Annotated in this window: 27 protein-coding genes; 12 read left to right on the top strand and 15 right to left on the bottom strand. The window is 64.9% G+C overall.

Features of this window, described 5'->3' with window-relative positions:
• Positions 1 to 9 precede the first annotated feature (9 nt).
• The 3 genes from HAP40_RS15660 to HAP40_RS15650 are packed head-to-tail and all read right to left on the bottom strand — an operon-like array spanning position 10 to position 3,537.
• Positions 10 to 1,767: an NAD+ synthase gene (locus tag HAP40_RS15660; RefSeq protein WP_166816973.1), complete on the bottom strand. Its 1,758-nt coding sequence runs from the start codon at positions 1,765 to 1,767 to the stop codon at positions 10 to 12.
• 23 nt (positions 1,768 to 1,790) lie between these two features.
• A complete protein-coding gene (locus HAP40_RS15655) occupies positions 1,791 to 2,144 on the bottom strand; it encodes a diacylglycerol kinase (protein ID WP_166816974.1) in 354 nt (117 codons plus the stop codon).
• Positions 2,145 to 2,148: 4 nt separating this feature from the next.
• Positions 2,149 to 3,537, bottom strand: coding sequence for a class II 3-deoxy-7-phosphoheptulonate synthase (locus HAP40_RS15650; RefSeq protein ID WP_166816975.1), 1,389 nt, complete (start codon positions 3,535 to 3,537; stop codon positions 2,149 to 2,151).
• Positions 3,538 to 3,717: 180 nt separating this feature from the next.
• Between HAP40_RS15650 and HAP40_RS15645 the strand changes: the two genes are divergently transcribed.
• Positions 3,718 to 4,614: an alpha/beta fold hydrolase gene (locus HAP40_RS15645; RefSeq protein ID WP_166816976.1), complete on the top strand. Its 897-nt coding sequence runs from the start codon at positions 3,718 to 3,720 to the stop codon at positions 4,612 to 4,614.
• Between the two features lie 34 nt (positions 4,615 to 4,648).
• Here HAP40_RS15645 and HAP40_RS15640 read toward each other — a convergent pair whose 3' ends face one another.
• Positions 4,649 to 5,416 (bottom strand): LuxR C-terminal-related transcriptional regulator, encoded by a 768-nt coding sequence (locus HAP40_RS15640; RefSeq protein ID WP_166816977.1) that lies wholly within the window; start codon positions 5,414 to 5,416, stop codon positions 4,649 to 4,651.
• A 420-nt stretch (positions 5,417 to 5,836) separates the two neighbouring features.
• On the opposite strand from HAP40_RS15640, the gene HAP40_RS15635 reads away from it, so the two are divergent.
• From HAP40_RS15635 to HAP40_RS15615, 5 genes are read left to right on the top strand one after another with little or no spacing between them, the layout of a single operon-like run.
• Entirely contained in the window at positions 5,837 to 7,069 is a 1,233-nt protein-coding gene (locus HAP40_RS15635) for an acyl-CoA dehydrogenase family protein (RefSeq protein ID WP_166816978.1), read from the top strand.
• 28 nt (positions 7,070 to 7,097) lie between these two features.
• On the top strand, positions 7,098 to 7,646 hold the full coding sequence (locus tag HAP40_RS15630) for an NAD(P)H-dependent oxidoreductase (protein WP_166816979.1): 549 nt from the start codon (positions 7,098 to 7,100) through the stop codon (positions 7,644 to 7,646).
• A gap of 48 nt (positions 7,647 to 7,694) precedes the next feature.
• Positions 7,695 to 8,495, top strand: a complete 801-nt coding sequence (locus HAP40_RS15625; protein WP_166816980.1) for an alpha/beta fold hydrolase — start codon at positions 7,695 to 7,697, stop codon at positions 8,493 to 8,495.
• A gap of 23 nt (positions 8,496 to 8,518) precedes the next feature.
• Positions 8,519 to 8,962, top strand: coding sequence for a cupin domain-containing protein (locus HAP40_RS15620; RefSeq protein ID WP_166816981.1), 444 nt, complete (start codon positions 8,519 to 8,521; stop codon positions 8,960 to 8,962).
• Positions 8,963 to 9,007: 45 nt separating this feature from the next.
• Positions 9,008 to 10,294 carry an MFS transporter gene (locus HAP40_RS15615; protein ID WP_246741090.1) on the top strand — a complete coding sequence of 429 codons (1,287 nt, stop codon included), beginning with the start codon at positions 9,008 to 9,010 and terminating at the stop codon, positions 10,292 to 10,294.
• 49 nt (positions 10,295 to 10,343) lie between these two features.
• Here the strand turns inward: HAP40_RS15615 and HAP40_RS15610 are convergent, their stop codons facing one another.
• Complete coding sequence (locus HAP40_RS15610) at positions 10,344 to 10,607, bottom strand: hypothetical protein (RefSeq protein WP_166816982.1); 264 nt, start codon at positions 10,605 to 10,607, stop codon at positions 10,344 to 10,346.
• 186 nt (positions 10,608 to 10,793) lie between these two features.
• Positions 10,794 to 12,278 (bottom strand): aldehyde dehydrogenase family protein, encoded by a 1,485-nt coding sequence (locus HAP40_RS15605; protein WP_166819483.1) that lies wholly within the window; start codon positions 12,276 to 12,278, stop codon positions 10,794 to 10,796.
• A gap of 112 nt (positions 12,279 to 12,390) precedes the next feature.
• Between HAP40_RS15605 and HAP40_RS15600 the strand changes: the two genes are divergently transcribed.
• On the top strand, positions 12,391 to 13,473 hold the full coding sequence (locus HAP40_RS15600) for a substrate-binding domain-containing protein (RefSeq protein WP_166816983.1): 1,083 nt from the start codon (positions 12,391 to 12,393) through the stop codon (positions 13,471 to 13,473).
• 114 nt (positions 13,474 to 13,587) lie between these two features.
• On the opposite strand, the gene HAP40_RS15595 is transcribed toward HAP40_RS15600, so the two are convergent.
• The 5 genes from HAP40_RS15595 to HAP40_RS15575 form a co-directional block, all read right to left on the bottom strand.
• Positions 13,588 to 14,172: a TIGR00645 family protein gene (locus HAP40_RS15595; protein ID WP_166816984.1), complete on the bottom strand. Its 585-nt coding sequence runs from the start codon at positions 14,170 to 14,172 to the stop codon at positions 13,588 to 13,590.
• Between the two features lie 31 nt (positions 14,173 to 14,203).
• Entirely contained in the window at positions 14,204 to 14,839 is a 636-nt protein-coding gene (locus HAP40_RS15590; RefSeq protein ID WP_166816985.1) for a TerC family protein, read from the bottom strand.
• Complete coding sequence (locus HAP40_RS15585; protein WP_166816986.1) at positions 14,836 to 15,192, bottom strand: hypothetical protein; 357 nt, start codon at positions 15,190 to 15,192, stop codon at positions 14,836 to 14,838. The genes HAP40_RS15590 and HAP40_RS15585 overlap by 4 nt, the downstream gene beginning before the upstream one ends.
• Positions 15,189 to 15,656 carry a TerB family tellurite resistance protein gene (locus tag HAP40_RS15580; protein WP_166816987.1) on the bottom strand — a complete coding sequence of 156 codons (468 nt, stop codon included), beginning with the start codon at positions 15,654 to 15,656 and terminating at the stop codon, positions 15,189 to 15,191. Before HAP40_RS15580 ends, HAP40_RS15585 begins: the two co-directional genes overlap by 4 nt.
• A 422-nt stretch (positions 15,657 to 16,078) precedes the next feature.
• A complete protein-coding gene (locus HAP40_RS15575; protein ID WP_166819484.1) occupies positions 16,079 to 16,459 on the bottom strand; it encodes a nuclear transport factor 2 family protein in 381 nt (126 codons plus the stop codon).
• Positions 16,460 to 16,887: 428 nt separating this feature from the next.
• Between HAP40_RS15575 and HAP40_RS15570 the strand changes: the two genes are divergently transcribed.
• The 3 genes from HAP40_RS15570 to HAP40_RS15560 are packed head-to-tail and all read left to right on the top strand — an operon-like array spanning position 16,888 to position 19,204.
• On the top strand, positions 16,888 to 17,712 hold the full coding sequence (locus HAP40_RS15570; RefSeq protein WP_166816988.1) for a class II glutamine amidotransferase: 825 nt from the start codon (positions 16,888 to 16,890) through the stop codon (positions 17,710 to 17,712).
• Between the two features lie 19 nt (positions 17,713 to 17,731).
• Positions 17,732 to 18,958, top strand: a complete 1,227-nt coding sequence (locus HAP40_RS15565; RefSeq protein ID WP_166816989.1) for a carboxylate-amine ligase — start codon at positions 17,732 to 17,734, stop codon at positions 18,956 to 18,958.
• A gap of 60 nt (positions 18,959 to 19,018) precedes the next feature.
• Positions 19,019 to 19,204, top strand: a complete 186-nt coding sequence (locus HAP40_RS15560) for a hypothetical protein (RefSeq protein WP_166816990.1) — start codon at positions 19,019 to 19,021, stop codon at positions 19,202 to 19,204.
• A gap of 12 nt (positions 19,205 to 19,216) precedes the next feature.
• On the opposite strand, the gene HAP40_RS15555 is transcribed toward HAP40_RS15560, so the two are convergent.
• The 4 genes from HAP40_RS15555 to rpiA all read right to left on the bottom strand — a co-directional run bounded on the left by HAP40_RS15555 (position 19,217) and on the right by rpiA (position 22,303).
• The gene (locus HAP40_RS15555; protein WP_166816991.1) at positions 19,217 to 19,525 is read right to left on the bottom strand and encodes a hypothetical protein; all 309 of its coding nucleotides are present in this window, start codon (positions 19,523 to 19,525) and stop codon (positions 19,217 to 19,219) included.
• Between the two features lie 84 nt (positions 19,526 to 19,609).
• The gene (gene gor, locus HAP40_RS15550; RefSeq protein WP_166816992.1) at positions 19,610 to 20,998 is read right to left on the bottom strand and encodes a glutathione-disulfide reductase; all 1,389 of its coding nucleotides are present in this window, start codon (positions 20,996 to 20,998) and stop codon (positions 19,610 to 19,612) included.
• 46 nt (positions 20,999 to 21,044) lie between these two features.
• A complete protein-coding gene (locus HAP40_RS15545; RefSeq protein WP_166816993.1) occupies positions 21,045 to 21,587 on the bottom strand; it encodes a DUF2059 domain-containing protein in 543 nt (180 codons plus the stop codon).
• Positions 21,584 to 22,303, bottom strand: a complete 720-nt coding sequence (gene rpiA, locus HAP40_RS15540; protein WP_208024770.1) for a ribose-5-phosphate isomerase RpiA — start codon at positions 22,301 to 22,303, stop codon at positions 21,584 to 21,586. The genes HAP40_RS15545 and rpiA overlap by 4 nt, the downstream gene beginning before the upstream one ends.
• Positions 22,304 to 22,464: 161 nt before the next feature.
• Here rpiA and HAP40_RS15535 point away from each other — a divergent pair, with 161 nt between their 5' ends.
• Complete coding sequence (locus HAP40_RS15535) at positions 22,465 to 23,157, top strand: HAD family hydrolase (protein WP_166816995.1); 693 nt, start codon at positions 22,465 to 22,467, stop codon at positions 23,155 to 23,157.
• A 135-nt stretch (positions 23,158 to 23,292) separates the two neighbouring features.
• Positions 23,293 to 23,775, top strand: coding sequence for a hypothetical protein (locus HAP40_RS15530; protein ID WP_166816996.1), 483 nt, complete (start codon positions 23,293 to 23,295; stop codon positions 23,773 to 23,775).
• The last annotated feature ends 65 nt before the right edge of the window (positions 23,776 to 23,840 follow it).

Raw genomic sequence — 23,840 nt, 5'->3', positions numbered from 1 at the left:
GACTGGAGTTCAGCCCTCGAACGCGTCGATCGATGCCCTGCTCCCGCGCGACACCAGCGTCTCGTCCGCCGCCGGCGGCCTCTCGCCCTTGTCGCGAAAGCGGTTGGTGATGGGATAGCGACGGTCGCGGCCGAAATTCCTCGCCGTCACCTTCACGCCGGGCGCGGCCTGGCGGCGTTTGTATTCGGCGACGTTGAGCAGATGGTCGATGCGGGTCACCGTCTCGCGGTCGAAGCCGGCGGCGATGATCTGATCGAGCGGCTCCTCGCGTTCGACCAGCCGTTCGAGGATCGCATCGAGCACGTCATAGGCCGGCAGCGAGTCGTCATCACGCTGGTTCTCGCGCAATTCCGCGGTCGGCGGACGCGTGATGATATCGGGTGGAATGACTTCGCCCGCAGGCCCGAGCGCGCCTTCCGGCTTCCAGCCGTTGCGCAGGCTCGCCAGTCGAAACACCTGCGTCTTGTAGATGTCCTTGATCGGATTGAACCCACCGTTCATGTCACCATAGAGCGTGGCATAGCCGACCGACATTTCCGACTTGTTGCCCGTCGTCACCACCATCAGGCCGGTCTTGTTGGAGATCGCCATCAGCAGCGTGCCGCGGGTGCGGGCCTGCAGGTTCTCCTCGGTGATGTCAGGCGGCAGGTTCTTGAAGATGCCGGACAGGATCGTCTCGAATCCGTTCACGGCTTCCGCGATCGGCAGCACCTCGTAGCGGATGCCGAGATGGCCGGCGAGCTCGCCGGCATCTGCGATCGAGTGTGGCGCAGTGTAGCGATAGGGCAGCATCACGCCGTGCACCTGGTCGGCGCCGAGCGCGTCGACCGCGATCGCCGCGCACAGCGCCGAATCGATGCCGCCGGAAATGCCGAGCAGCACACCGGGAAAGCCGTTCTTGGCGACGTAGTCGCGCAGGCCCAGCACACAGGCGGCATAATCGGCCTTGTCGCCCTCGAGCTGTTCGGCGACCGGCCCCGTGCAGCGCCAGTCGTCGCCGTTTCTGGTGAAGCGCAGCGTCGTGATGCTCTCTTCGAAGGTCGGCAGTTGCGCGGCGAGCGAGAGGTCGCCGTTGAGCGCAAAGGACGCACCGTCGAAGACAAGCTCGTCCTGGCCGCAGACCTGGTTCAGATAGACCAGCGGCAAGCCGCTTTCGGTGACGCGCGCCACCGCGACCGACAGGCGCACGTCGTTCTTGTCGCGTCCGTAAGGCGAGCCGTTCGGCACCAGGATGATCTCGGCGCCGGTCTCGGCCAGCGTCTCGACCACGTTCTCGTAGTCCTCGGACTCCTCCAGCCAGATGTCCTCGCAGATCGGCACGCCGATGCGCACGCCGCGCACCGTCACCGGGCCCGCGGCAGGCCCGCGCGAAAACAGCCGCATCTCGTCGAACACGCCGTAGTTCGGCAGATTGCATTTGAAGCGCAGGCCCGAGATGCGGCCGCCATCGAGAAGCGCACAGGCATTGTAGAGCCTGCCTTCCTCGACCCAGGGCGTGCCGACCAGCATGGCCGGGCCACCATCGGCGGTCTCGCGCGCAAGGCTTTCGATCGCGGCGCGGCAGGCGGCCTGGAACGCCGGCTTCCGCACGAGGTCCTCCGGCGGATAGCCGCTGATGAACAATTCCGGAAACAGCACGAGATCGGCGCCGTCGGCGATCGCCTGCGCGCGCGCGGCCCGCGCCTTGGCCGCGTTGCCCGCGATGTCGCCCATGGTCGGATTGAGCTGGGCGAGCGTGACCGCGAAGGCGTTGAGACGTTCGGTCATGGCGTGCTCGTCCTATCCCCGGGCTAGACGAAACCCAATCGCTCGACGATGGCAAAGATCCAGAACGCGCCGGCCATCAGCAGCGCAACGCCGACGGCGGCCGAGCCCATGTCCTTGACGCGGCCGATCTGCTTGTCGTGGTCCATGGTGAGCCGGTCGGCGAGTTTTTCGATCGCCGTGTTGAGCAGCTCGACCGTCAGCACGAACGCGACAGAGCACACCAATTCGACCGCGCGCATCGCGGTCGCCGCGACGAACCAGGCGAGCGGCAGCGACAGCAGGAGCGCAAAGATCTCCTCGCGCACGGCCTGCTCCGACCGGAACGCAAAGGCCAGACCGTTACGGGAGTTGATCGTGGCCTTCCAGATCCGCAGCAAGGTCCTAGAGCCCCGCTGCGGCCGGCATCGGCCTGGCCTTGCCGGCGCGTTCCTGCTTGAGCAGCTCGGCGATCAGGAAGGCCATGTCGATGGACTGCTCGGCATTGAGGCGGGGATCGCAGACCGTGTGGTAGCGGTCGTTGAGATCCTCGTCCGTGATGGCACGGGCGCCGCCGATACATTCGGTGACGTCCTGGCCGGTCATCTCCAGATGCACGCCGCCGGCATGGGTGCCTTCGGCGGCATGGATGGCAAAGAACGACTTCACCTCGGACAGGACGCGGTCGAACGGCCGCGTCTTGTAGCCCGACGTCGAGGTGATGGTGTTGCCGTGCATGGGATCGCAAGACCAGACCACCGCCCTGCCCTCGCGCTGCACCGCGCGGACCATGTTCGGCAAGTGCTCGCCGACCTTGTCGGAGCCGAAGCGGCCGATCAACGTCAGCCGGCCCGGCTCGTTGTCGGGGTCGAGCACGTCGATCAGCTTCAAGAGCTCGTCGGGCTTGAGCGACGGGCCGCATTTGAGCCCGATCGGGTTCTTGATGCCGCGGAAATATTCGATGTGGCCATGATCGAGCTGGCGGGTGCGGTCGCCGATCCAGATCATGTGGCCGGAGGTCGCGTACCAGTCGCCGGTGGTGGAATCGACGCGGGTCATGGCCTGCTCGTAGCCGAGCAGCAGCGCCTCGTGGCTGGTGTAGAAATCGGTGGCACGCAGCTCGGGATGGGCCTCGAGATCGAGGCCGCAGGCGCGCATGAAGTTGAGCGCATCCGAGATGCGGTCGGCCAGCTCCTTGTAGCGGCGGGACTGCGGGCTATCCTTCAGGAAGCCGAGCATCCATTGATGCACGCTGCCGAGATTGGCGTAGCCGCCGGTCGCGAAGGCGCGCAGCAGGTTCAGCGTCGCGGCCGACTGGCGATAGGCCATCAGCTGGCGCTGCGGATCCGGCACGCGCGCTTCCTTGGTGAAAGCGATGTCGTTGACGATGTCGCCGCGATAGCTCGGCAACTCGACGCCGTTCACCTTCTCGGTCGGCGACGACCGCGGCTTTGCGAACTGGCCGGCGATGCGGCCGACCTTCACCACGGGGACGGCGCCGGCATAGGTCAGCACCACCGCCATCTGCAGCAGCACGCGGAAGAAGTCGCGGATGTTGTTGGCGCCGTGCTCGGCAAAGCTTTCGGCGCAGTCGCCGCCCTGGAGCAGGAACGCCTCGCCGGCCGCAACCCGCGCCAGCGCCTTCTTCAGGTTGCGCGCTTCGCCCGCGAACACCAGCGGCGGAAAGGTCGCAAGCTGCGCCTCGACGTCGGCCAGGGCGTTGGCGTCGGGATAGTCGGGCACCTGTAGCACCGGCTTGCTGCGCCAGGACTCGGGCGTCCACCGCTCGGACATCGCAATCTCTCCGTAAAGCGAAAAGTGCAACCTGATCTGTGGGTTGCGAGGGCCGCCTTATACACAGGCTGAGCGCGGCCCGCCAGTTGTAAATCCATTCGGCGCTGCAAACCCTTGCGGCAAAAGCCAAATTCGCATTTGTTGGGAGGGCGGGGCAGCTGGCAGGATAACCTTGCGCCTATGGACGCGGCACTGGACGACGTTTTCATCGACGAGATCAGCTTCCCGGCGACCGATGGGTATGCGCTGACCGGCACCCTGTTCCTGCCGCGCGGCACCAAACGCCATGCCGTGCTGATCAACTCGGCCACCGCGGTCCCGCGCAAGATCTACCGCGGCTTTGCCTCCTATCTCGCCCATCGCGGCTGCGCGGTGCTGACCTACGACTATCGCGGCATCGGCGATTCCCGGCTGCCGGCGATGGTCGGCCACAACCAGCCGAAATCGCTGGTCGGCTTCCAGACCTCGATGTCGGATTGGGCCGCGCTCGATGTGACCGCCGCGGTACGCTGGATGCGCGAGCGCTATCACACCCTGCCCCTTGCCTATATCGGCCATTCCTTCGGCGGCCAGGCGCTGGGGCTGGTCGCGAACAACACGGACATCTCGCGCGCCGCGTTCGTGGCCTCGCAGGCCGCGACCTGGCGGCTGATGACGTCGCCGGAAAAATATCGCGTCTTTGCCTTCATGAACTTTGTCGGCGTGCCGCTGGTCCACGCCCTCGGCTACGCGCCCGGCTGGGCCGGCATCGGCGAGGATCTGCCCAAGGGTGTTTTCCTGCAATGGGCGGAGTGGGTCTCGAGCCCACGCTACCTGTTCGACTCGAAGCTGCCGGCGCTGGAGAATTTCGCGAACTTCAGGGGCGAGCTGCGCGCGCTGTGCTTCTCCGACGATCCCTGGGCGACGCGGCCCGCGGTCGAGCTGCTGACGAGCGGCTTCACCGCGATCACGCCGGAGGTGCTCACCGTCAAGCCGTCCGATGTCGGCGCCAAGGCAATAGGCCATTTCGGCTTTTTCCGTCCCGATCACCGCGACACGCTGTGGCGCGGCTTGGCGGAATGGATTCAGGGGGAGTGAGGGCGACCCAAGCGATTGCCCGTGGCCTCGTCGCCTATTGCCGGCTGGTCGTGCTCAGCAGGAGGGCCGCCAGCTCGGTGCGATTATGCGCTCCGAAGCGGCGACACAAGTTTGCGACGTGCTCCTTCACGGTCTGATCCGAGATTCCCATCTCACGCGCGATCGCCTTGTTGGTTTGGCCGCGACAGACACGAATGGCCACGTCGGCCGAACGCGGCGGAAGCGATGCCGAAAGCGTGGCGGCCCGCTCAGGAACCGGGATGGCACCACGATGCGCCTCGATCTCGCCCACATTCATCATATTGGTCAAAGCAAGCGAACCGGCGCGGCACAGCATTTCCATGCGCTGCCGCGTCCGCGGCGTGTAGGGCGCGTCGGTCGTCGCGGTGAACAGCACGCCGACAATCTGGCGGCTGGACCACAGCGGCGCCCCCATGTTGTAGGCAAGACCCCACTCGTGCAGCATCTCGAAGGATGGGCTGTGCCGCCACTGCTGCGGGCCGATCACGGTTTCGCCGTCGGCCGCGCAGCCCCTGGTCATGATGCAGTCGAGCACGGGATCACACTTCCAGAAGCCGGCCTTGTAATTGTCGAGCAGACCTTCCGCGACGTGACTGCTGTAGGCCAACTCGGGCTTGAGCCCGTCGAGCAGATAGAGACCAACGGTCGGCGATCCCGTCATTTCCGCTGAACAGCAGGCAATGCCGAGCGAGCGTACCGACCGGCTCTCGGCGATGGACATCAGCCGATCGGCGAGCTGCCGCTCGGGCAGACCATCCAAATGCTCCTGCTCGGCTCTCACCACCGCTCCTTGCGAGATCGTGTCGTGCCCAAGCAAGCGCCGACCCGGAATTGCCGATTATTATAAGCCTAAAATTTCTTCCTTGCCTGTTGCTTGGTCAAGCGGAAAGAAGCGGCAAGGCCTTGTTCTAACGGCTCAGCTTTGCGGCAACGCACCATTATCGCCCCCCCATCATGGGGGATTGCCGGTTTGCCTGCCTCATCTCTAGCATCCAGCCATCGTGATCGCGCAACGACGTTTGCGCGGTTCCGACGGGGACATGTCGACGCCATCGCAAGCCGTTCATCGCACGCGCCAACTGTATTGGCGCGCGGCGGAATCGTTTTGCAAAAAGCCGGCCGGTGTTCCCCGCAGATCCGAGCCTTCCCGCCGTCGTCAATGCGCGCGGGTGGCAAACAGCCTGACGTGGAGACATCGACCATGAGCCCTTCTGTGCAGCGCGCCGCAAAGTCCACCGCAACGCCGACGGTGGCCGAATTTCATGCGCGCCTCGACGCCCTGCTGCCATTGGTCGAATCGAGGGCCGCCGAAGCCGAGGCGCAGGGCTATCTCACCGATGACGTGGTGGCCGCACTGCGCAAGGCCGGCATCTACAACATGCTGTTTCCCAAGGAGGTCGGCGGCCCTGAGCTTCTTCCCTACGACGCCATGACCGTGATCGAGCGTCTCGCCTACACCCACGCATCCGCTGGCTGGTGCGCGATCGGCTGCAACATGGAGGGAACGACACTCGCCATCTACATCGAGGATGAGGGCATAAGAAAAGTCTTCGCGGGCGGCCCCGACATCACCATTGCCGGCAACGGCGTTCCGCGCGGTTTCGCCCGCCCGGTCGACGGTGGTTACATGATCCGCGGCAACTGGGCCTATGGCAGCGGCATCCAGCATGCCGAGTGGGTGCATTCCGGCTGCTTCGTGACGGACCCATCCGGCAAGGACATGGTATTCGGCCCAAACGGTCAGCCCAAGATCGTCGTGACCCACCATCCGCGTTCGACGATCAAGCTGATGGGCAATTGGGACGTGCTCGGCCTGCGTGCGACCGGAAGTTTCGACTATACCCTGAGCGAAGGCGACGAGCTGTTCGTGCCTGCTCACATGACCTACGACTTCGACATCGGCGCGCCCAGGCGCGGCGGTGTGCAGGGTGCGCTCGGACTGGCCGGCTACAGCGCCTGGGCGCATTCGGCCTGGGCGGTCGGAACTGGACGCCGCATGCTCGACGAACTCGTAAAAGTGATCGTCCAGCGCCAGGATCCCTTCGGCAAATCGTGCGAGAGCGCAAGCTTCAAGTTTCAGTTCGCGCAGGCCGAAGCGCGCTTCCGCGCGGCGAGCGCGCTGGTGCACGAAACCTGGAAGGAAGTCTCGGAGACCTGCGCCGGCGGCGAAAGTCCGTCGCTGGACCAGATGACCATGATCAAGCTGTCGCTGCGTCACATCCACGACGTGCTGTCGGACGTCGGGACCTTCGCGCACCGTGCCGCCCGAGGCGCCTCGCTGCACAACACGCCGATGCAGCGGTTCTATCGCGACATCCACTCCGGCACCCAGCACATCCTGATGGCCGACCAGATCGTCGAGGAATGCGGCCGCGCGCTGCTCGGCCTTCCCGGCCCCGGTGCGCAATGGACCGTGTTCGGGGTCACCGGCTGAGCGTGCGGCGAGGCAAGAGGGCCTGAACGTGAGGACATCCCGCATCGTTGGTTTCTCCGGTAATAGTTGGCGACCGGCGAAGTCGCGCGTCCTGGTGGAAGCCGTCGCGGCGGACCTGCTCGGGCAGCATGGACTCAAGACCAACGTCCTCGACCTCGTTGATGCCGGCTCAGGCATAGCCGCCTTTACCCGCATCGGCCTCGACGGCCCTGCCCGCGCCGTCGTCGAGGCGATCGAGCAGGCCGACGGCCTCGTGATCGGCTGCCCGGTCTACCAGGGCTCTTATCCCGGCCTGTTCAAGCACGTATTCGACCTGATCGAACCGGGCGTGCTGCGCAATCGGCCGGTGCTGCTCACAGCCGTCGGCGGCGGCCTGCGCCACTCCCTGGTGGTCGAACACCAACTCCGTCCGTTGTTCGGTTTCTTCGAGGCTTGCACTGTCTCGACCGCCATCTACGCCAGCAGCAGCGAGTTCGCACCGGACGGACCGTCCTCGCCAATGATCGCAGCGCGGCTCGCCAATGCCGTCGAGCAGTTCGCCATGCTTCTCAACGGGCGCCAGGCGAACGCCGCATGAGATCCCTTTTCACCACACGACCTGCCGACCTCAACCGGAGATGGCGCCATGCTTGATACCGTCAAACCCTCGCCCGATCTCACCGGCTTCGCGCGCGCGGAGTACGACATCAACGGCGTGCGGACGGTCGTCCACACGATCGGAAGCGGTCCGGCGCTGGTGTTCCTGCACGGCACCGGCACCTTCACCGGCTTCGAGATGGCGCGCGACTGGGCGAAGCGGCACACCGTGATCATTCCCTATCACGCCGGCTTCGGCGACTCCGGTGATAGCGACGCGATCGACACGATCGAGGATCACGTCCTCCATTGCATGGATCTGTTCGACAAGCTCACGCTTGCGCAGTTCGACCTCGCCGGCTTCTCGCTGGGTGGATGGCTGGCCGCGGAGTTCGCGATCCGCCAGCCGCAGCGCGTGCGCAAGCTGGTGCTGGTCGCGCCCGCCGGCCTCGTGGTGCCGAGCGCACCGGCACCGGGATTGTTCGAGATCGCGCCGCAGGAATTGCCGGCCTATCTCGCGCACGATCCGGCCGCCGCGCTGCGCTACTTCCCCAAGGCGCCCGATCCCGGCTTCGACGCGCGCCTGGGGCGTGAGGTCACGGGCTTTGCCAAGCTGATCCGCAGCGAGCCGCAGGGCAATCCGAAGCTTGCGAACTGGCTGCATCGGATTGCGATGCCGACGCTGGTGTTGTGGGGCGCGGCTGACCGGCTGCGTCCGACGGCACAGGCGGACGCCTGGAGGGCCGGCCTGCCCGACGCCCGCGTGACGCTGGTGCCGGCGACGGGCCATCTCGTCTTCGAGGAGACGCCCGCTGCCGCGCAACACGTCATCGACTTCCTTGCCGATTGAATCCCCCAACAGAGGACACAAGCATGATTGAGATGCCCCCGGGCGTAACCCCCTCCAAGGAAGGCTTCGGCAACATCGTCTGGAACATTCTAGGCCAGACCTACACGCTCAAGCAGCATTCCGAGGCCTCGATGGCCTGGCACGCCGTGTTTCCGGACGGAACCTTCGTGCCGCCGCACGTGCATCCGACCCAGGACGAGTTCGTCTATGTGCTGACCGGCCGTTACGATCTCTGGCTCGATGGCAAGGATTTTGTCGCCAAAGCCGGCGATCTCGTGCGCATGCCCAAGGGCATTCCCCACGGCATCTTCAACAAGTCGGGCGAGACAGCGACGAGCCTGTTCTGGGTGGCGCCAACGCGCTCGCTGAAGGAGCTGTTCGAGCGAATCCATAACCTCCCCGATCCGCAGGAGGTCGTACGCCGCGCCGCCGAGCACGAGGTCAATTTCCTGCCACCGCCGACCTGACGCCGCACCTGTGCTCCGACGAGACGTACCCCGGAAGGACCGACGATGATCATGCCGATGACCAACTGGACGACGATTTCCGAGAGCGACCGCCAGCGGATTGGACGATGGCAGAAGGGAATGTTGGCGCTCGCCATCCTCTGCGAGATCTTTCTTGCCGCGGACTGGTACGCCTTCGCCGCAGTATTGCCCTTCGTCTCGGAAAGCCTGAAACTCAATCCCGCCGAGGCGGGGCTGGCGCAGGGAATCTTTGCGCTGACCTATGGCATCGGAATGGTGGTGTGGTCGCCGGTCAGCCGCTCGATGACGGCGCGCAACATGCTGCTGATCGGGCTTGCGGGCACCGGCCTCGGCATGGTGCTCCAGGTGTTCGTACAGAGCTACATGCAGCTCGTGTTGCTGCGGCTCGTCATCGGCTTCTTCGACGCAGGCATCTTCATCGGCAACATGAAGCTGATCTTCGGCTGGTTCCCACAAAGCCGGCGCGGCTCGGTGGTAGGGATCATTCTCGCCGCCTACAGCCTCGCCATCACCATGGACTTCGCACTCGGCATCCCCCTGACGATCGCAACCGGCTGGCGGACCTTTTTCGCCGTGCTGGCAATCGGCACGCTGATCGTTGCAGCGATCGATGCGCTCGTCGTGCGCAACAATCCGCGCGAGCTCGGCATCGACGGCTTCAGTTGGGGCAACGAAGCGCAACAGCAGCATCTCCCGCTCGGCGAAATCTTCCGTTCGAAATGGATCGCGGTTGGCGGCTTCGGCATCGTGGCCTGCACCTTCGCGATCGCCGGCACGGCCACCTGGGTCGTGCCCGCCTTCATCACCGTGCAGCACATGGCACCGGAATCCGGCGCCGTGATCGGCACCGTGATGGGACTGTCTCAGGTGCTGTTCCTTGTGATCGGCGGCTACATGTCCGACCGGTTGGGCAAGCCCTTCATGATCAAACTCACCGCGTTCCTCGCCTTCCTCACGGCCGTGATGTTCCTGTGGAGCGTCGTCACGCCGATGCCGTTCGGGATGCTGGTGTTGTTTGCAGCGCTCAGCGGCGTGGCGCTGCTCGGCGGCGGGGCGATCTTTGCACTGTTGAGCGAAAAGTATTCCGATGCGCTCGCGCCGGCGGCGATCGGTTATGCCGAAGTGTTCGGCATCTTCTCGGCGTTCGTGGCCCCCTGGATGATGGGGGCCATCATCAACGCCTCCGCCGGCTCGTTCACCGGGGCCTTCATTGCCTTTGCCGTGGTCGAGTTCATCATCGTCGGCCTCCTGATGATCCTCGCCCGCGACGATGTCAGGCAGGGAGTGACCATCGAAAGCCCCGCCGAATAGGTGGCAACGGCTTCGGCGCGAGGCATTCGTCTCGCGCCGACGGCTGTCCCTAGCGAATGATCGTCGTCAGCGACGAGTATCGCTTGTTCGGTTTGCCCTCGCCCGGCGCGAATTGCGCGAAGGCGTCGCTGACGCGCACCGCCGGCGGCGTATCGCTTGCGAAGCGAAACTCCTTCGGCCGCGGCGCGTAGAAGCTGGCGCGGTAATAGGCGTCGTCGAAGCGGACGTCGCCGACGCCGAACAAGGCGTCGCAAACGAACAGGAGCGCGTAGACTCCTACAGCCGCTGCGACGACCTCCCTGAGAACTGACATGTTGATGGCCCCACCCTTTTGCGGTGAGGATGCACGCCGGTTCCAAAGCCGAGGTTTAAGGCGGAACTGTTCTTGTCCGCAGGGTTTGCCGCCCCTGAGGCGATTGCAGACAATTTTATCGATTTCAAAAAAGGGAGCCCGCCTGACCGGATCAGGCGGGCTCAGGATTGGCCGATCGGGAGGTTATCAGACGGCCAGGTTCATCCACACGGCCTTGGGCTCGGTGAAATTGTCGATCGCGGCGGTGCCGTGCTCGCGGCCGAGGCCGGAGTCGCGCTCACCGCCCCAAGGCAGGCGCACGTCGGTGTAGCCGTAGGTGTTCATCCAGACCGTGCCCGCGCGGGCCCGCTTGGCGAAGCGCTGCAGCTTGCCGATGTCGCGGCTCCAGACGCCCGCGGCGAGGCTATAGGCGGTGCCGTTGGCGATCCGCAGCGCGTCGGCCTCGTCCTTGAACTTGATGACGCTGACGACGGGGCCGAATATCTCTTCCTGCGATATCCGCATCTCGTGCGCGACATCCGCGAACACCGTCGGGCTGATGAAATAGCCGCGCTCGCCGATCTTCTCGCCGCCCGTGACGAGCGTGGCGCCTTCCTTCTGTCCGATCTCGACGTAGTCGAGGATCGATTTCATCTGTTTCTCGGAGATCACGGGACCGAGCGTGGTCTTGCGATCGAGCGGATCACCGATCTTGAGCGACTTCGCGCGCGCCGCCAGACGCTCCACGACCTCGTCATAGGCCTTCTCCTGCACCAGCACGCGGGAGCCCGCCGAGCACACCTGGCCGGCATTGAAAAAGATGCCGGAGGCCGCCGCCTTGCTTGCGGCTTCCAGATCGGCGTCGTCGAAAATGACGTTGGCCGACTTGCCGCCAAGTTCGAGCGAGACGCGTTTGAAATTGCTGGCCGCGCCCTTCATGATTCCGCGCCCCACGCCGGGCGAGCCGGTGAAGGTAACCTTGTCGACGTCGGGGTGATTGACCAGCGCATCGCCGACGACGCGGCCCGGACCGGTGACGACGTTGAAGCCGCCCGCCGGCAGGCCGGCCTCCAAGGCCAGCTCCGCGATGCGCAGCGCCGACAGCGAGGTCAGCTCGGCCGGCTTCATCACGATGGTGCAGCCGCAGGCCAGCGCCGGCGCCAGCTTCCACATGCCGATCATCAGCGGGAAATTCCACGGCACGATCGCCGCGACCACGCCGACCGGCTCGCGCACGGTGTAGGTCAGGGCATCGTCGCGCACCGGGACGACGTCGCCGCTGATCTTGTCGGCCCAGCCGGCGTAGTAGACCAGCGTGTCGACCGCAGCCGGAAAATCCTGGCGCATCGTCGCGGAGATCGGCTTGCCCGCATCGATCGACTCGAGCTCGATGATCTCGTCGGCGTGGGCCTTGAGCAGGTCGGCCCAGCGCAGCAGGATCTGGCCGCGTTCGGAGGCGCGCATCGTGCGCCAGGGGCCTTCGAACGCGCGGCGCGCCGCCGCCACCGCATGCTCGACATCGGCCTCGCCGCCTTCGGCGATGGTGGCAATGACCTGCCCGGTGGCGGGATTGAGCGATTTGAAGGTGCGACCGGAGCTGGCGGGGACGCGGCGGCCGTCGATCAAGAGATGCTGCGGCCGAGCCATGAATTCAGTCGCCGGCGAATGCGCAAAGTCATATGCAACAGACATCATATTTCCTCCGTTCTGGTATGCCAGACTAGGCCTCAGATGACAGGAGTAAATATGATATGATTTGCAGATGGACGCCTATAATATGAAGTGCAGTTCATAAGGAAGGCCGATGCTTCAGATCGAGATCGAAGCCGTCTGGCGGTTTCGCCGCGAGGGCAGCCCGCGCACCGCCGTGATCATGCTCGGCGTGCTCAACGAGATCCGGAAGACCGGGAAGATCACGAGCGCGGCCAGCGATGCCCACCTCTCCTACCGCCATGTCTGGAATCTGATCGAGCAATGGTCGGAGTTCTTCGGTACGCCCTTGGTCGAGACCCAGCGCGGCAAGGGCTCGAAGCTGACGCCGTTCGGCGAGCGGCTGGTGTGGGCCGGCGAGCGCATGCAGGCGCGGCTCGGGCCGCAGCTCGAAAACCTGGCGCAGGAGCTGGCCAGCGAGATCAAGCCGTTCCTCGAACAGCGTCCCTCGGTGATCCGCGTGCATGCGAGCCACGGCTTCGCGGTGGCAAAACTACGCGAATTCCTCGACCGCGAACCCGGCATCGGCGTCGATCTGCGCTATGTCAGCAACCAGCATTCGCTGGTCTCGCTGGCGCAGGGCGCCTGCGATCTCTCCGGCCTGCATCTGCCGCACGGCACGCTGCGGGCCCAGGGCATCAAGGCCGCGCGCGAATGGCTCGACCCGCGCGAGGATCGCATCATCAGTTTTGTGACGCGCGAGATGGGCTTGATGGTCGCCCGCGGCAATCCGCTGCGCATCGCCTCGCTGAACGATCTCACAAATCCCAAGGTCCGCTTCGTCAACCGCGACCATGATTCCGGCACGCGGCTTCTGTTCGACCAATTGCTCGCCGCGCACGGCATCGACGAGAGCAGGATCAACGGCGCGCAGCAGATCGAGTTCACCCACGCCGCGGTCGCCGCCTATGTCGCGAGCGGCATGGCGGATGCGAGCTTCGGCGTCGAGGCCGCCGCGCGGCATTTCGGCCTCGATTTCATCCGCATCCTCACCGAGGATTATTTCTTCGTCTGCAAGCGCGCGTTTCTGGATACCGGGCCGATGCAGCGCATCCTCGAGATCATCCGCAGCGCCGATTTCCGCGCCGCCGTCGCGACGCTCCCCGGCTACGTGCCGTCGGATACCGGCACTGTCACCGGCGTGAAGGCGTTTCTGGAGATGCACGCCGTGCGATGATGCCAGACGGCTCTGCGCGAACCCGGCGAAGCACGGGCGCATTTGCCCGTTTCCGGGGCGGAGGTGGCCTAGCCCCCTCGCCGATCTGGGATCTCGCCAGCTGAGCGCCCGCGCTCAGGCGTGGCCGGCCCCCTTGCGATGGCCGCCATCGCTGAGACGGTCGACCCAGGCGATGCCGATCGCCGAGACGATGAAGGCCAGGTGGATCAGCACCTGCCACATCACGCCACTCTCGGTGAAATTGCTGCGCGTCGTGCCAAGATTGCCCGCCTCGATGAAGGTTCTGAGCAGCGAGATCGAGGAGATGCCGATGATCGCCATCGCCAGCTTGATCTTGAGCACGCTGGCATTGACGTGGCTGAGCCATTCCGGCTCGTCGGGATGGCCGGTCAGATTCAGCCGGGAGACGAAGGTCTCGTAGCCGCCGACGATCACCATCACCAAGAGGTTCGAGATCATGACGACGTCGATCAGCCCGAGCACCACCAGCATGATCTGCTGCTCGGTGGCGTCGAACGAGTGCAAGACCAGATGCCAGAGCTCCTTCAGGAACAGCAGCACATAGACGCCCTGCGCGATGATCAGGCCGACATAGAGCGGCACCTGCAGCCATCGCGAGCCGAAGATGAGCTGGGCGAACGGGCCGATCTGCGGCCGAGGTTCGGCATGCGCCGAAGGTGCTTTGGGTTCAGACCTCATCGATCACTCCGGATTGCGGTAGATTGTCGTCTCAGAGACTCGCAATGACCGGCGCGAGTTCCAGCGTGCCCCGATAGATCATCTCGAAGGCGACGTAAACGATGATCGCGAGACCGACATAGGCAATCCAGCGCTGCTTCTGCAGCACGCGGCCCAGCAGATCCGCCGCAACACCCATCATCGCGACCGACAAGAGCAGGCCGAAGGCCATGATGTAGGGATGCTCCCGCGCGGCGCCCGCGACCGCGAGCACGTTGTCGAGCGACATCGAAACGTCCGCGGCGACGATCTGCACCGCCGCCTGGCCGAAGGTTTTTTGCTGCACTGGTGCCGCACCCGCGCTGCCATGGTCGAATGCGAGCTGCTTCGAATGCGCGGACTGTTCGCGCAGTTCACGCCACATCTTCCAGCAGACCCAGAGCAGCAGCACGCCGCCGGCAAGCAGGAGGCCGATCACCTGCAGGAGCTGGGTCGCGACGCCCGCAAAGACGATACGCAGCGCGGTGGCGGCGGCAATGCCGACGATGATGGCGCGGCTGCGCTGCTCGGCCGGCAGGCCGGCTGCGGCAAGGCCGATAACGACGGCGTTGTCGCCCGCGAGCACGAGATCGATCAGGATGACCTGAAACAGCGCGGTCAGCGCTTCGGCGGTGATGAGTTCAGTCATGATTGACCATGCTTCGATGTGGACGGTTCGAGCCAGTGCGGCTTCTTTCGCTCGACCCAATCGAGGACCTTCGAACGCGAGGAGCGCAGCGCAGGCACGTCCTCGGCAAGCAGCGCGAGACCGAGCGGCAGCATCCAGACGCCGAGGATTGGCAGGAAGGAAAGCACGCCCCCGGCGATGAGCAGCGCGCCCGAGGGAATCCTCACCCAGCGGCTCGACGGCTTGAGCAGATAGGTGACGGTGTCGCCCATGCGCGGCGGCAACCGGTCGACGAGCTTGTCGAGGCGCGGATCACCGCCAGCCATCTGATTGCGATCGCCCTTTGCTCCCGTCGACGTCGTGGTCATGCTCATTCCTCGGCCGCTGTGTGGTGTGCGGTGCGGCCCTTGTCCGGCGCGACCTGCTTTGCGCGCGGCAGCACCAGCGTCAGTAGGCGCAACAGCTTGATCGCCTGCACCTCATGGGGATGCACGTCCTCGTCGGCCGCGGCGACACGCTCCGACAGCTCTACCAGGTGCGCCGACAGCGGCATGTTCGAGACCGGCCGGAGCGTGTCGATCACGACATTGGCAAAATCCGGCTCCTCGAGTCGTTCGGCGAGTGTGTCGAACATTGCGAGCAACTTTTCGTCGTCGACGTGAGGCGCCAATCCACGGTCCCGGATGAAGCGGATCACCTCGTCGCGCTCGACCGGCGAAACGCGCCGGTCGGCCACCGCAACCAGCGCGCCGGCAATGACGAGTGCGGCCGCAGCCTGCTCGTTCAGGCTGGACGGATCCGCGATCTCGATCGGACTTGAATGCTTGGCGTCAGACATCGTTGCTCCCAAATCTTGCGAAATGACCGCACGGAGCTGCGATGGAACGACTGGCCGGAGAGAACCGAAAAAGGCCCGACGGTCGCCGATCCATCGCATTCGCGCGGGATAGGTCATCCGACATCGCGAGGTTTGCCGACATCGTCGGTGTCCTCGCCAGAGGGGCCCGGATTCTTGTTCGCTCAGAAATTAGAGATGGCTCTGTCGGAATCAAGGCAATCTGACTGCGACCAGCCGCCGCATCGGTTCCGAGTCTGTGGGAACCGACCGACCTTGCACGACACATTCTCAAACCCGTCATCCCAAAGCGTGAGGCTGACGAAGTGACCGCATCGCAAGCCGAGCCTTGAAGGCGACCTCATCGGGTTGGTGGTTTTGGCATAGCGCGCCGGCATGAATGGATGCACCGGGCCATGCGTCACTCACCCCACTCGCTCGACGAGATGCGCGCGCGACGGCGACGGCTCGAACCTGTCGCCAAAATACTGCGTTTCGTGCGCCACCAAGCCATCGCGGAATTCCATGATGCTAACGACGTAGGACGGCACCCCATCATAGCTCAAGACGAATTCGCTGACCCAGAAATCGCCGCCCCCGGCAATCCGCCGGACCGTGAACCGCTTCCTGTTCGGCTGCACGAACCGACTCTCCTGAATGTTCCGCCGGCCGCGGATTCGCTCGCCGGACTGTGGATAGTCCAGCACCGCCTCCTCGCAGTAGATGTCATGCTCGGCCTCGAAATCATTCGCGTCCGAAGCCTCCCAATGGCGCCGAAGCGCGGCGAACTTTGCCTGATCGTCCATCGCGATCTCCATCAGCATGAAGTGCCGTCCGAATTGGGACATCATGGCGCCCGGGCTCAGGGCGCTCTGCGAGCAAGGCCGCAAGGAGCATTTTTTCCCCTATGGCAAGCCTTACGTCGAAACTCTAGGCGGGCAGAACTAGAGATCAAGACACAAGACCCACGAGGTGAGCTGCGCACGAATATTCGGCTCGCGCAGGAACGAACCGTGCCACGCTCGCTTCTGACGACGGTTTCGATTGCCTTCTGCGCAACGGCTCCGAAGTCCGACGGCTGGAAATAGCCCCGGGCATATGTTTTCTGCGTCAGGCGCTCGATCCGCTTGTCCGCGCTGGTCGACCACTGAAGACGTCGAAGAGCCGCCGTCGGGAACCATCGTGCAGGCCGATCAGTTACTGCACGTCACGGCATCTCCCGACAGGATTCCTCATGTGCCGCTGGATCGCATACCGGGGCGAGACGACCTCCTTCGAGCCCTATGTCACCGAGCCCGAGCATTCGCTGGTCGCGCAGAGCATCCGCTCGCTTCAGTCGACGGCGGGGTCGAACGGTGACGGCTTCGGTCTGGGCTGGTACGGCGAGCATCCGGAGCCGGGCCTTTATCGCGAGACGCGCCCGGCATGGTCGGACGAGAACCTGCGTTATCTTTGCCGGCATCTGCGCTCGCATCTGTTCTTCGCGCATGTGCGCGCGGCCACCGGCACGGCGGTCACGCGGCAGAACTGCCATCCCTTTGCCTGTGGCCAGTGGATGTTCATGCACAATGGATTCGTCGGGAGCTGGAACCGGCTGCGGCGCAAGGTCGAGGCGCTGATTCCCGATGCCTATTATCCATCGCGGCTCGGCACGACCGATTCCGAAGCCGTGTTCCTCGCCATGATGGGCGCGGGCCTGGACAGCGATCCGCTCGGCGCAACGCAGCGCGTGCTGCACGCCCTCGTCGGTCTCGTCAACGAGGGTCAGCTCCGCGAACGGTTGCGCTTCACCAGCGCGATCGCCAACGGCCGTGATCTCTACGCCTTTCGGGTTGCGGTCAACGACGCCGCGAACACGCTGTACTTCCGCGAGGCAGGCGACGAGGTCGTCGTCGTGTCCGAGCCGTTCGACAAGGAGGATTGGGCGGAAGTGCCGCCCAATCACGCCCTGATCGCGCGTGCGTCCGAAAGCGTGAAGATTGTTCCGTTCCCGCTTGCAATTTCAGCTGAGTGCGACGCGGAACCGGTCCCGGCCAGAAGGATTATTGCCCGCAGGTAGTATCGGCCGGGTGGCACCGATGACATTGTCTTCAGACGTTCTGAAACTGCTGCGGCTGGATCCCTCCGACGACAGGCAGCACCTCGTCATTCGCTCCGCCGGCGGCAGCGGCAAGGCGGCGGAATATTCTTTCGGCATCGAGGAGGAGTACTTCCTCGCCGATCGCCGCAGCCTCGAGGTCGCGATCCAGACCCCCGACGAGCTGTTCGAATCGGCGAACTGGTCGACCGGCGGCCAGGCGATGCGGGAGATGCTGCAATCCCAGCTGGAGGTCGCGACCAACATTCACGTCGATGTCAACGACGCGCGCGAGGAGCTCCGTTTCCTTCGCCGTGAGGTCGCGAACGTCGCCGCGCAATACGGCTTCGTCGTCATGGCCTGCGGCACACATCCAACCGCGGTCTGGCGCATGTCCCAGCCGAGCCCGAAGCCGCGCTATGAGGAGATGATCGAGGATCTGCGCAGCATCGGCCACCGCAACATGATGTGCGGCATGCACGTGCACGTCCAGCTACCCGATCCCGAGAAACGCATGGCGGTGATGCGGGCGATGCTGCCGCACCTGCCCCTGTTCATCGCGCTGTCCGCCTCGTCCCCGTTCTGGAATTCGCACAAGACCGGGCTGAAAGGCTACCGGCTTGCCGCCTACTCCGAGCTGCCGCGCACCGGCCTGCCCGAACTGTTCGAAGGCAGGCAGGATTACGACGAATATGTCGGCGCATTGCAGCGCTCCGGCGTGATACCCGATGAGAGCCACATCTGGTGGGCGATGCGGCCCTCGATGCGTCACCCGACCCTCGAGCTGCGCGCACCCGACACCTGCACCTTGGTCGACGACGCCGTGGCGATCGCCTCGCTCTACCGCTGCCTGACCCGCCATCTTTATCTGCGCCCCCATCTGTCGAAGGAGGTCACCGCGGTCGAGCGCGCGATTGCGGTCGAAAACAAGTGGCGCGCCCAGCGCTACGGCACCGACTGCATCTTCGCCTCGAAGGACGGGCCGGTCACGATCTCCGAGCTGCTCTCCCGCGTGATCGACGACATCGCCGAAGACGCGGCTGCGCTGAACTGCGCCGCCGAGGTCGAGCACTGCCGGACCATCGTCGCGCGCGGCAGCTCCGCGGAATTCCAGCTTCGCGCCTATCGCGACAGCGGCGACGACATCGCGGCCGTGTCCCGGTGGATCGCGACATCCACGACATCCGGAACGAGCGCTCCGATCGGAAGCGTCTCTGCCCCGTCATAACGTTCAGGCAAGCTTCGGGGACGACATGTCGTTCCAAATTCGGGCAGCGCGGAGAAACGCATGAATCACGTCACATCTTGCTCCGGCTGCGGCCACGGACTTGTCCCGCTGCTTTCGGCCAAGGGCCGCGCGGAGCCCAGCTGCCTGTGGTGCGAAGGCCTCGACGTGCGAACGATGGACATCGCGAAATGGGCGGACAGCCCGACGGACCGGCCTGAGCGGGCGGTCCGCCAGCCGTTCGAATGAGCCCCGCTCCGGTCAGATCCCCGCCGCCACGCGTTGCGCAGGCATATTGACGGACTGCGGCAGTCGATCGGCTACCGGCTTTCGGGGCGGCCGGCGCCGTGGGGCGTAGAGGCAGGTGACGAGGATCGGCTCGTCATCGCCGAGCGCTATCCGCTCCCCCGCGAGCAGGCTCATGACCGAACGCATCTTGAGGATTTCCTCCGCGATGAAGCTGCAATCCTGGTCCCGGTCGACCTGCTCACGCATGATGGCTTCAGCCTCGAGCATGCTGACGCGAAGCGCCCTGATCGTTCTGCGGATTTCGTTGATACGGTTGTCCATCGCTGCCTCCATGAGGGGTGCAACATAAGAACAAAACATGAACAAATCGTCAAGACCTCACGGGCCGAGCACGCTCAGGCGGCGCTACTCCGCCGCCTGGCGCACATGGCGTGCGGTCGGCGTCCGCATCGTGACGAGCTCTTCGGCCGCGGTCGGATGCAGCGCGATCGTGGCATCGAAATCGGCCTTGGTCGCCTTCATCTTCACCGCGATCGCCACGGCTTGCGTGATCTCGGCCGCGGCATCGCCGACGATGTGGCAGCCGAGCACGCGGTCGGTCGCCCCGTCGACGACGAGCTTCATCAGCACGCGGGTGTCGCGGCCCGACATCGTCGCCTTGATGGGACGGAACGTCGTCTTGTAGATGTCGACGTGGCTGAACTGCGCGCGCGCCTCGGTTTCCGTCAAACCAACGGTGCCGACCTCCGGCTGCGAGAACACGGCGGTCGGAATGTTGGCATGATCGACCCTGACCTCGCGCTTGCCGAACACGGTGTCGGCGAAAGCGTGGCCCTCGCGGATTGCCACCGGCGTCAGGTTGAAGCGGTGGGTGACATCGCCGATCGCATAGATGCTGTCGACCGAGCTCCTGGAGAAATGGTCGACGGCGATACCGCCATTCTTCGGGTTGATGGCGACGCCGGCGTTCTCCAGGCCAAGATTGGCCACGGCCGGATGGCGGCCGATCGCGAACATCACCTGATCGGAGGCAAGGCTCGAGCCGTTCGACAGATGCGTGGTGAACTCCTCGCCGTGGCGGTCGACCTTGGCCACCGTGCAGCCGGTGAGGATGGTGATGCCCTGCTTCTCCATCTCGCTGCGGACATGGCTCCGGACATCCTCGTCGAAACCGCGAAGGATGTTGTCGCCGCGATAGATCACGGTGACGTCGGAGCCGAAGCCGGCGAAGATGCCGGCAAACTCCAGCGCGATGTAGCCGCCGCCCTGGATCACGATCCGCTTCGGCAGTTTTTCCAGGTGGAACGCCTCGTTGGAGGAGATCACGTGCTCGATGCCGGGAATGGAAGCGCCATGGTTCGGCGCACCGCCCGTGGCGATCAGGATGTATTTCGCGGTGATCTTCCTGTCGTTCTCGAGCAGGCGGACGGTGTGCTTGTCCTCGATCACCGCCCGGCTCTTGACAACCTGCGCGCCGGACTTCTCGACGTTGGCCGTATAGGCCGCCTCCAGCCGCGCGATCTCCTTGTCCTTGTTGGCAATCAGCGTCGGCCAGTCGAAGGTGGCGGTCGGAACGGTCCAGCCGAAACCCGCGGCATCCTCGAGCTCGTGACGGAAATGCGAGCCGATCACCAACAGCTTCTTCGGCACGCAGCCGCGGATCACGCAGGTGCCGCCCATCCGGTACTCTTCCGCGATCATGACGCGGGCGCCATGGCCGGCCGCGATGCGGGCGGCCCGCACGCCGCCCGAGCCGCCACCGATGACGAAGAGGTCGACGTCGAATTCAGCCATTGTCCACTCCGACCTCTTTCAAGACCGACCTATCAGATAGGTGCGCTCAGATCTCCTTGCCACGCTTGCGCATCTCGGCGCGGAAGGCGCCCATCACCGTTTCGGTGAAATTCTGCGCCCACGAGTTCATGAAGGCCATGCTGAGGCCGATGGCTTTTGGCTCGGCGGTGATCAGTTTCTGGCCAAGCGGCGACTTGTAGAAGGCGACGAGGTCCTTGAGCTCCTGCTCGGTGAACTCGCTGGCATAGACCTGCGCCATGCCCTCGGTGATCTCGTTCTGGCGGCCGTTGAGCTGCTGGGCGACGACCTGCGCGACCTCGTTGAGTTCCTTCTGGTAGTTGAGGTTCTGCTGGATCAGCGCGATCTTTGTTTTCTCGACCATGCCCGGCACCGCGTTGGCGTACATCGCGCTGGCGTTCTTCATCGCGAGGATTTCCTTGGCCGCCGCAATTGCAGCCGGCGAGGATTTCGGCTGGGCCGGCGCTGCGCCGGCCTTGGCTGCCGGCTGCTGCGCCATGGCCGGGATGGCCGAAAGGGCGAGGCCCACAGCGAGGGTCACGGCCGGCAAATATTTAAGCACGGTCTTCATTCCAGGTCTCCTTTCGGCTTACGCCGTTCAATCACGCGAATTCCCTCGCCGCCCGCCAGAACGGCCGAGCTGGCCAAGCCGATGAACAAGCCGTGCTCGACCACACCGGGAATGGCGCTCAACGCCGTGGCGAGGCCGGGTGGATCCACAATACGTCCGAGCTGGGCATCGAGGATCCAGTGGCCGCCATCGGTGACGAAAACGTGGCCGTCCTTGGCCTTGCGGACTGCCATTTGCCCGGAAACGCCGCATTCGGCAAATGCCTTCTCGATCGCGCGGCGCGTCGCGCCAAGCCCGAACGAGATCACCTCGATCGGCAGCGGAAACTTGCCGAGCGTCGGCACCCATTTGCTGTCGTCGGCGATCACGATCATGCGATCCGAGGCGGCCGCCACGATCTTCTCGCGCAGCAGCGCGCCGCCGCCGCCCTTGATCAGATTGAGCGCGGGATCGATCTCGTCGGCGCCGTCGATGGTGATGTCGAGATGCTCGATCTCGTCCAGCGTGGTCAAGGGCACGCCGCAACGGATCGCGTCCGCGCGCGTCGCCTCGGAGGTCGGTACGCCGACCACCTTGAGCCCGGCGGCGACGCGCTCGCCGAGCAGCTCGACGAAATGTTTCGCGGTCGACCCGGTTCCGAGCCCGAGTTGCATGCCGTCACGCACCTCCTCGAGCGCGCGCGCTGCAGCCTGCCGCTTCAACTGGTCCATGTTCACGTCTGCGCCCGCCTCTTTATTGAGAGTGCCGCCGTATGGCCGCTTGCGGCCCTATGTAGCCTCGTTTTTCCCGCCGGAACAGGCCTTTGGGTCGATCTTATAAGGTGAACTTATGGCTACGGCCCTTGCGCCGGTCCGGCCGGCCCGATAGCGCTTGAATCATGACCTCTCCCTACACCCTCGTCTTCGATCTCGACGGCACGCTTGTGGATACGGCGCCCGACCTGATCACCGCGCTGAACTACGTGCTCGACCGCGAAGGGCTGCCGCCCGTGCCGATCGCATCGGCCCGCAACATGATCGGCGCCGGCGCCCGCAAGCTGATCGAGCGGGGGCTGGAGGCCGAGGGCCGCTCCGTCACCCCCGCCGACATGGACCGGATGACGGCGGATTTCATCGCCTATTACGCCGACCATATCGCAGTCGAATCCCGCCCCTTCGAGGGGCTCGAGACCGCGCTCGACCAGTTTGCCGCCCAGGGCCACCGCCTCGCGGTCTGCACCAACAAGCTGGAATGGCTGTCCAAACGGCTCCTCGACCAGCTCGACCTCAGCCGCCGCTTCGCGGCGATCTGCGGCGCCGACACCTTTGGCGTCCAGAAGCCCGATCCGACCATCTTCCGCGAGACCGTGGCGCGGGCGGGCGGACAGGTCAAAGCCAGCATCATGGTCGGCGATGCCGGAACCGATGTCGGCGTCGCCCGGCGGGCCGGGGTGCCCGTGATCGGGGTCAGCTTCGGTTACACCGACGTGCCGATCGCCGAGCTGAATCCGGACCGGCTGATCCATCACATGCGCGACCTGCCGGCCGCGGCGCACAGCCTGATGGCGAACCCCGTTCCCGCAAGCCTCTGATCAAGCAGGATTATTCTACGGAACCCTGCGTTAACCATCTATTATCTATGCGCGGCGCGCCGGTTGCCCGCGCCGGACGTCCTGCCTAAGGTCCGGCCGGGGTGTGGCGGTTCGTCGCAGTAGAAGTGGGTGGTCATGCGTCGTGTCATCGCGGTTGCGTTAGCGGGAGCAAGCCTCGGTGGCTGCTCCTCAATGTCTTGGGACGTGTTCAAATCGGCGCCGCCGACCGTCCAGGTCCGGCTCGAATCCAATCCCCCGGGAGCTGACGCCACGACATCGCTGGGTCCGGGCTGCAAGACCCCCTGCTCGGTCTCGGTTCCCGCCCCTGACGCTCCCTTTACGGTCGCTTTCGCGCTGGCCAAGTACCAGCCGGCCAGCGTGCCCGTGAACCTGATCAAGAATCCCGGCGATTTCACCACGCCCGCCTCGGTCACCACCGACCCGAATCCGGTGTTTGCAGAGCTTCAGCCGGCGGCGCCGCCCAAGACGGTCAAGAAACCGCACCGGCCCAGGAAGCCTAAACCCGTCGCAGCCGCGCCCGCCGCGGCCCCTGCAGAGGCTGCACCTGCCGCCGTGGCAGCCTCGCCGTTCCCCGATCCGAACGCAGAAAAGCGCTGATCCGGGCGCCGATTACGTATACCACCCGATTGTCCTAGCCGCGCCCGATGCTTAGACTACTTCGA

Origin of the sequence: Bradyrhizobium sp. 1(2017), assembly GCF_011602485.2 — a bacterium.
Lineage (GTDB): Bacteria > Pseudomonadota > Alphaproteobacteria > Rhizobiales > Xanthobacteraceae > Bradyrhizobium.
The sequence above is the reverse complement of the archived record's forward strand: the minus strand, read 5'-3'. Positions and strand labels throughout refer to the sequence as shown.